The 6268-nt window shown below is 66.6% G+C and carries 6 protein-coding genes and 3 pseudogenes; 5 read left to right on the forward strand and 4 right to left on the reverse strand.

From position 1 onward, the window contains the following. Positions 1–200: 200 nt before the first annotated feature. The 4 genes and pseudogenes from QZV81_RS02350 (at position 201) to QZV81_RS02365 (ending at position 4170) form a co-directional block, all read left to right on the forward strand. Positions 201–1972 (forward strand): annotated as a pseudogene (locus QZV81_RS02350) (TraM recognition domain-containing protein). Positions 1973–2026: 54 nt separating this feature from the next. After that, entirely contained in the window at positions 2027–2455 is a 429-nt protein-coding gene (locus QZV81_RS02355; RefSeq protein ID WP_292831911.1) for a single-stranded DNA-binding protein, read from the forward strand. Positions 2456–2546: 91 nt separating this feature from the next. Further along, a pseudogene (locus QZV81_RS02360) lies at positions 2547–2978 on the forward strand (hypothetical protein); the annotation flags it as partial. Between the two features lie 400 nt (positions 2979–3378). Further along, positions 3379–4170, forward strand: coding sequence for a hypothetical protein (locus QZV81_RS02365; protein ID WP_292831914.1), 792 nt, complete (start codon positions 3379–3381; stop codon positions 4168–4170). A 196-nt stretch (positions 4171–4366) separates the two neighbouring features. On the opposite strand, the gene QZV81_RS02370 is transcribed toward QZV81_RS02365, so the two are convergent. The 3 genes from QZV81_RS02370 to QZV81_RS02380 form a co-directional block, all read right to left on the reverse strand. Then, a complete protein-coding gene (locus QZV81_RS02370; protein ID WP_292831917.1) occupies positions 4367–4789 on the reverse strand; it encodes a hypothetical protein in 423 nt (140 codons plus the stop codon). A gap of 282 nt (positions 4790–5071) precedes the next feature. After that, positions 5072–5341, reverse strand: a complete 270-nt coding sequence (locus QZV81_RS02375; protein WP_292831920.1) for a hypothetical protein — start codon at positions 5339–5341, stop codon at positions 5072–5074. Then, positions 5334–5609: a hypothetical protein gene (locus QZV81_RS02380; protein ID WP_292831923.1), complete on the reverse strand. Its 276-nt coding sequence runs from the start codon at positions 5607–5609 to the stop codon at positions 5334–5336. The genes QZV81_RS02375 and QZV81_RS02380 overlap by 8 nt, the downstream gene beginning before the upstream one ends. A gap of 95 nt (positions 5610–5704) precedes the next feature. On the opposite strand from QZV81_RS02380, the gene QZV81_RS02385 reads away from it, so the two are divergent. After that, entirely contained in the window at positions 5705–5995 is a 291-nt protein-coding gene (locus tag QZV81_RS02385; RefSeq protein ID WP_292831926.1) for a hypothetical protein, read from the forward strand. A 3-nt stretch (positions 5996–5998) separates the two neighbouring features. On the opposite strand, the pseudogene QZV81_RS02390 reads toward QZV81_RS02385, so the two are convergent. Next, positions 5999–6268 (reverse strand): annotated as a pseudogene (locus tag QZV81_RS02390) (hypothetical protein); the annotation flags it as partial.

A 6268-nucleotide genomic window follows, 5' to 3' on the forward strand; every position in this document is an offset into this window, starting at 1 on the left:
CCGCCTCACGTTGTGTGCGGCGAAGAAGGATTCCTCCCGGGCGAAGATGTTGCCGTAGCGATCATCGTGCAGCACATCAAAGCGTCGGCGGACGGGTCCGCTCGAGCATTGCTGGAACAGGGGCTCTGCCGCTTGAGCGCCGACGGCGAGGTCGTCCTCGTGGGGAGAATCTCTGGCACGTGTGTCTTTGGGATCGTCACATGACGGGTCCCCGAGGTGTCGATGTCTCCGGTCACGACGGGCTGACCAACCTCGCGTTGCTAGCTCTCGGCGGTGCGATTGCGGTCGCCGGCATCCTGCGTGTGGGCGGCAATCTCGCTGCCTTGCTATCGGGAGCGGAGCAGCCGACGGGTGGTCTTGCATCCGGGTTCGGTGTCTTCGGCTCCCCCACGAATCCGGGGGCGGCACTCGGATCCTCTGGACTAAATGCCGTGGCGTACTGGTCGGTCGTGACGGCGCTAGTGGTCTTGCTCGCCGTTGCGGGGTGGTGGGTGTGGCGCGTCATCCGGAATCACACTCGTCACGCCAGGTCCGACCCGAACCGGATTGCTGGGGTCGCGACGTCGGCCGAGGTGCGCCGAGCTGCCTCCGATCGCGCGTTGCTGAAGCGCGCTGCCCACCTTCGCGCGTCCGTCGTCAATCCGCGATCCGAGGACGTCGGCTATCTCGTGGGCGTGGCACGAGGCACCAATGTGTGGACGTCGGTCGAGGATTCGATCCTCGTGATCGGCCCTCCCCGGTCAGGCAAGGGCGCCCACATCGTCATCAACGCGATCCTCGACGCACCTGGTGCCGTCGTCACGACCTCCACCAGGTCGGACAACCTCACGACCACCATTCGCTCGCGCATGAGACGGGGGCCCGTCGCCGTGTTCGACCCGCAGCATCTCGCTCCGGGCGTACCGGCGGGCCTGCGATGGTCGCCGGTACGCGGATGCGAGCTCCCACTCACCGCGATGATTCGCGCCGCGGGACTCGCAGCCGGTACAGGCCTGTCGAGCGTCGGGGTGGAGAACGGCGGCTTCTGGCAGGGCAAAACCCGCACAGCTCTTCAGTCGCTGCTGCACGCCGCGGCACTCGACGGCCGCTCACCTGGTGAGCTCTTTCGCTGGACGCTCGACCCGGCCGCGGCGCAGGATGCCGTCGCGATACTCACATCCAACCCCGCCGCCGCGACGGGATGGGCCGAGTCCCTTGAGGCGATGATCGACGCCGACCCCCGAACGCGCGACTCGATCTGGCAGGGCGTCTCCCTGGCGTTGGCGGCGCTGGCTGACCCTCGCGTTCTCGACGCAGTCAGCCCGAGCGAGGACGAGCAGTTCGATCCGGAGACCTTTCTCCGGCGCAACGGCACCCTGTACCTTCTCGCGACGGGCGCCGGTGCCGGCGCATCCTCCTCCCTCGTCGCCGCACTGGTCGAAGACCTCGTCGAAACCGCGAGGCGCGTTGCTGCAAGATCCCCCGGCGCACGCCTCGACCCGCCGCTGCTTCTCGCGCTGGATGAGATCGGCAACCTTGCCCCTCTGCCGTCACTGCCCGTCCTGATGGCCGAAGGCGGAGGCACCGGCGTCACCACGATGCCGGTGCTTCAGTCGCTCGCGCAGGCCCGTCAGCGGTGGGGCGACAACGCAGCCACGGCGATCTGGGACGCGAGCATCGCCAAGATCGTGCTCGGCGGCGCCTCAGGGTCTCGAGACCTCCAAGACATCGCCACCCTGATTGGCGACCGCGACGAGGCCACCGACTCGATCACGATCGGTGAACGCGGCTGCGCTCTAACCAACGATCAACGCGCCGGGTTCCGATCATGCCGCCCGACGTGATTCGCACGATGCCGTACGGCACGGCGCTCCTCCTGCTGAGGTCGGCGCCGCCGATCGTCACGCGGATGCGCGAATGGACTGCCCGCCCCGACGCCGCGGACCTCCGTGCCGATCGGGCTCGAGTCGAGGAACAACTGCGGCGGGGATAGGCGGCGCACCTAACAGGTGATGGCCGACCTGCGGCCCTTCGGTAGGAGCATCCGATGACTATCCACACCCAGCAGTCTCTCTCCGGGTTCATCGCGTCGCAGCCTCAACTCGCATTCAACGCGAAAGGCGAAGCGCGCTTCTGGGTGCGCATCGGGCAGGAGCACTTCGAACGCAATGAAGACGGCACCTTCACCCAGACCGAGACCACGTACCACGACCTCGTCATGTTCCGGCGCAACGCAGAGCGGGCCTACGCGATGTTCAACAAGGGCGACGTATTCATCGCCGAGGGATACACGCACACCTCGACGCGAGAGCGCGACGGCGAAACAGTCGAGACCGAGGAATTCGTCGCGAAACGCCTCGGCCACGACTCCGCGCGCACGAACTACATCCTGCAACGCCGACGCAACGCGCTTCCGTCGGTGGCGGCATCCGCCCCGTCCGCTGCAAAGCCCGCCGTCAGGCCCGTGGCCCTCTGAGGCACCCGATGACTGCCGACGAGCCCCTGCACTTTCCCCGGTACGAGTTCGAGCCACCGACGCCGGACGGCCCTGAAGGTGAGCAGCATTCGAGTGGGTCGAGCTCGACAGGTGGGTGAACTGGCTACGCCGCACCTACGGGCTCGGACCGTCGATCATCCCGCCGCTGTGGCATCGCCACTCCGAACTGGTCTGGGAACTCTCCGCCCTTCACCTGCACTGGCTGTGCGCCTATGACGAGGAGCAGCATGGCTCCGCTCCCCTCGGCTGGCACCAGGACTTCGCCGAGGCGCGAGAGCGCCGGCACGACTGGGTCGCTGCCTGCGGCTCGCGGCTTGACCGCGATAGGGCGACACGACAGACCGCTTGGCCCGGCGAGGATCCGGCACCGTCGGTCGAAGAGATCCCCATCGAGAACCGGTCGGCCGACTTTCGCAGGTTCGTCGTCGAAGGCGTCGCGCGCAGGCGGGCGGTCGAGGACGCGTTCATCGCGGGAGCCGCCGAGCCGAATTATCATCCTTGAACCGAGTCGGGTGAGCCTTGGGAGTGTTGCCCGTTCAGCCGAGGATCGCCGCGCATGTCGGCGTACTGGTCATGCGAGTCTGGGTTCGAGTAACGGCAGAAGTCGCGGGCTTGGAGGACGTCACCCTGCGCGGAGTTGCAACGGGCCGTCTGACCGACTTCAGGAATGGCGGAACAGCCTCCTCGCTTGTCGGCCTCACAGCGTGGGGCGTGCTCGACGGCGCAGCGCCGAACGCGACGCCGTCGGGCATGCGCCGAAACTCGGGGCGTCGAGGGCCGAACTGCGGTCGCGCCGGTGGTTCCGCCGAGAGGGTAGCCGGCGATCCTTGGGCGGTGTGCGTCGGCCGGTCGGATCGACGACGCCCTCCCGGCTGACGATCTGCCTGTGGCACAATCACCCCATGCATTGGTTGGAGCTACCACTCGACGATTCCACCCGGGAGTTGTTGCGAAAGAAGTTCCCTCAGCCGTACGAATCGATCTTGTCAATCCCCCGCGTCGAGCGAGGCGAGGCGTGGGTGCGCCAGCTCGACTGGGTTCACGGGGGTCCCCGCGCACGGGCATGGGTCGAGGACTCCACTGGCTCGGTCGTGCTTGTGGAGGCGGTGGGTGATGACCCTCCCGGCGCAGGCTATGTCTGGGCTCACATGTGGATAAAGGGCCTCGACGTCGTCGAGCAGATCCCTATGCCGCTTAGATACAACAACGTGGAGTACCTGGAGCGCTGGCTCGCGGAGTGGACGAAGAAACTTGGCGGGATGCTACCGGGCTGGCCGTCCCCTCGGGACGAGCCACTAAAAGCCCTGTACCCCGAACCTGACTACAAGTCTTTGACCCCCGAGCCACTCTCCGAAGAGTCCAAACGGAGATTCCAACGGCAGACGGAGTTGGAGCAGCAACTGAAGCGGAGGGACTGGCAAGACTTCTATGCCGGCTTGTATCCGCGCCTCGGCGTAGTGGGCGAGGATGGTCGCCCGATGACCGCCAAAGAGATCACGGAAGACCTGCTCCCACGGGTGCTCCATCTGATGGAAGTCCCCGACGAGATCTATTGGGTCACCGACTTGCAGGCGCGGCACGATCAGATCATGTGGTTCGTCGCGGAAGGTAAAGCCCCGACTGGCTGGTTGCTTGCGGAGTTCTACTTCGGCGAGATTCCGCTCTCGGAGTTCATGAACCGGTACACACGCTGACCCCGCGCCCACACAGTCCTACGACGCCGCACTGCATGCCGACGGATTCCCAATATGGGTAGGAATCGCGTAGCACCCGGCGGCAATGCCGTCCCCCAACGACTGCCCTGTAGTCGACCATTCGCTAAGCCTTCACGCGCGCAGCGACGGTACTGCGAAGCGACCGGCTCTCCCAGCATGCCCGAACGCGGATCGATCAAAGCCTGATGTCGGGTCGCCGTCGGGTGTAATCGGTCGTGAGCCAGCGAAAGACCGTCAGCGATGATGTCGGGGAAGCGACGTTGGCGCGTAGATAGCCCCGGCTCGCGAACTCCAGCGCGTGACGGCGTGGCTCCGTGTACACGTCGAGGGGCAGCATCCCGCCCCGGAAACGCGCGCGAGATACCTCGGCGACCCTCGCGCGCAACTCGACTTCATGATCGGCGAAGTAGTCCTCGGCGATCGCCAGGATCTCGCGCACGACACGTCGGTTCTCCGAACGCTCCCGCCACGCGTGCATCAGATCCGGAGGAGTCGGCTCGTCCTGAGCTCTGATTTGGGCGACATCTTCACCGGTGCGCTTCTGCGCGAAGAAGGCGTCCGCCGAGGCATCGTTGTGGCGTCGCTCCGGCGCGTGCACCCGGTGCAGCCGACGCTCGGGCAACCCGGCACGTGCGCGGCGACGCTGCAGGCGCCTCGCTTCGTTCTCGCGCTCACGATACGTCGCGCGTTGGTCAGGAGTGGGCGACCATGCCGGGTCACGGCCGGCCGCCCGGGCACGGTCGACCGCGCGGCGTCGAGCTTCGTTCGCCTTCTCTGGGTCTGCAGCCTCACGTGCCCGCCGGCGCTCGGCGATCGCGTCGCGATTGCGATTGCGATAGTAATAGTCGCGCTGAGCCTGCTTGTACGTCTCCGGGTGCTTCTACTTGTAGCGCTCACGCGCTTGCTGACGCTCCTGCGGGTGCTCCGCTGCCCACGCTCTTGCGCGATCGATCCCCTTCTTGCGGCGCGCCTTCTCCTCCCGCTCGCGCTGAGCACGATCACGCTCACGTTCCCGGTTCTTGCGGCGGATATCCTCACGGTTCCGGTCACGGTACTCGGCGTAGTACGTCGGGTGCGCGTCGTTCCATGCCTTCCGCTGTGCGGCCAGGCGCGCTGCACGCTCGTCGTCGCTCGGCTGCGCGTCACTCATGGTGATCCACCATGAGCACGCCGTCGAGCTCATGGAGCGCTGTGAACAGCTCCTCGCGTGCCGCGGTGGGGTCGGTGATCGCTCGCGCGAAGAGCTCGCCGATCCGTTCCCGATCGACGTCGGCCACATCGCCCAGCCGCGCGAGACACCATTCGATGTCGTCGGCGAGGCTATAGCTCGGATCATCCACCTCGATGCCGGGGTAGTACAGGAACGCGAGCACAGCGACGTGCTCCAGGACGGCGTCAGCGCGCTCACGATCGCTCATGGCATGAAGGTGCGCACCCAGCGCCCAGGATTCGCGCGGCGATGTCTGCTGGTCCGGTCTACTCTCGTGCATGTTCGGCCGGAGGAAGAAGCCCAATGGCCGAACCGCGCCGGTGGCACCCGCTGCTCGCAGCCGAGGAAGGTCCGGCGGGCACGTGGACCTTAGTCGGCGCGTTCGACCGCGTGCACGGCACCATCGAGATCCGCCGGGTGAACGCCACCGAAGTTCGCTACCGTGCCAGCTTCCGGGGTGAGGTCATCGGCTGGTCAACAACCCTCCGTCTCGCCTGCGAGCGGGTCCACGACGAGTTCCTGCGGAACCACGGCCCGAACGGCGGACCGATCGCGAGTTGGGGCACGAACGATCGAGGTCAACCGATCGAATAGGCACTAAGCCGCTTCGATGTCTTCCTCGTCGAGGAAGTCGAGCGTCGGATCATCGACCGCTCCGTCGTCGGTCGAGAGCAGCGAGGTATCGGGGTTCACGCGGCGTAGGGTCCGGTCGAGGATTCCTGCCGGCCCCCGATCCACGGTGCGGTCGGGCTCGGCGTAGTGCCCTTCTGTGATCGCGGACGATCCGTGGCCGAGGAAGGTGGCGGCAGCGTCGGCGCTCGCGCCGCGCGCGATGACCGTTGCACCGGTCCGCCGATACCAGCGCAA

The organism is Microbacterium sp. (assembly GCF_011620665.1).
GTDB lineage: Bacteria > Actinomycetota > Actinomycetes > Actinomycetales > Microbacteriaceae > Microbacterium.

Excerpts from the sequence above, each read along its gene's own strand:
- QZV81_RS02375 (WP_292831920.1), bottom strand. The coding sequence starts at position 5,341 with ATGAGTGACGCGCAGCCGAGCGACGACGAGCGTGCAGCGCGCCTGGCC.
- QZV81_RS02385 (WP_292831926.1), top strand. The coding sequence starts at position 5,705 with ATGGCCGAACCGCGCCGGTGGCACCCGCTGCTCGCAGCCGAGGAAGGT.
- QZV81_RS02365 (WP_292831914.1), top strand. The coding sequence starts at position 3,379 with ATGCATTGGTTGGAGCTACCACTCGACGATTCCACCCGGGAGTTGTTG.
- QZV81_RS02380 (WP_292831923.1), bottom strand. The coding sequence starts at position 5,609 with ATGAGCGATCGTGAGCGCGCTGACGCCGTCCTGGAGCACGTCGCTGTG.
- QZV81_RS02355 (WP_292831911.1), top strand. The coding sequence starts at position 2,027 with ATGACTATCCACACCCAGCAGTCTCTCTCCGGGTTCATCGCGTCGCAG.